At 67.1% G+C, this 636-nt stretch carries 1 protein-coding gene; it reads right to left on the bottom strand.

Annotation, left to right across the window (positions count from 1 at the left end; genetic code table 11):
* A partial coding sequence (locus MRBLMC3_RS18695; RefSeq protein ID WP_363831261.1) for a CobW family GTP-binding protein occupies nucleotides 1-636 on the bottom strand: 636 nt, incomplete at both ends.

Here is a 636-nt window from a genome sequence, read left to right on the forward strand (position 1 = left end):
GCAGATGCTGCGCGCCCTGGATGACGGCGGGCTGGCCGGGTTCCTCCCTGACATTCACCAGCCCCTTCACCCGGAGCAGATTGGCGCCGAGATGCTTTTCCAGGGACGTCAGCAGCAGGTTCAGAGCTTCGCGCGGGAGCGGCTCGTCCCGGATCAGGTTGAACGACGCGATGCCACTGTCATGCGCATGCGCTTCATGGCCGTGCTCCGCATTCGCCGCTTCATGGGTGGGAGCCGCGCCAAGGGCGGCCTCCATCCAGCTCTTCGCGGCTTGTGGATCCTCTCTCGGATCGGCCATCAGCTTGCGCATCACGCCCACCGGATCGGCCGCCAGATCATCGCTTTCCAGCACAGGGGCGGTGCGGTTGATCTGGCCCAGGCGGGCGATCAGCGCCGCCTTGCGCGCCGCCCGCTCCGCAGGTTCCAGCAGGTCCGTCTTGGTCAGGAGAATGCTGTCCGCCAGCGCGACCTGCCGCACGGAAACGGGATGATCCGCCAGGGTCGCCTCTGCGTTCACCGCATCGACGGTCGCAACGACCGCGCCCATCCGGAAGAGCCCCTCAAGCGTGGGTTCGGACAGGAAAGCCTGGAGGATGGGGCCCGCCTCGGCCAGGCCGGAGGTTTCGATGACGACAT

It is taken from the genome of Sphingobium sp. LMC3-1-1.1, from assembly GCF_040676285.1.
Taxonomy (GTDB): Bacteria; Pseudomonadota; Alphaproteobacteria; order Sphingomonadales; family Sphingomonadaceae; genus Sphingobium.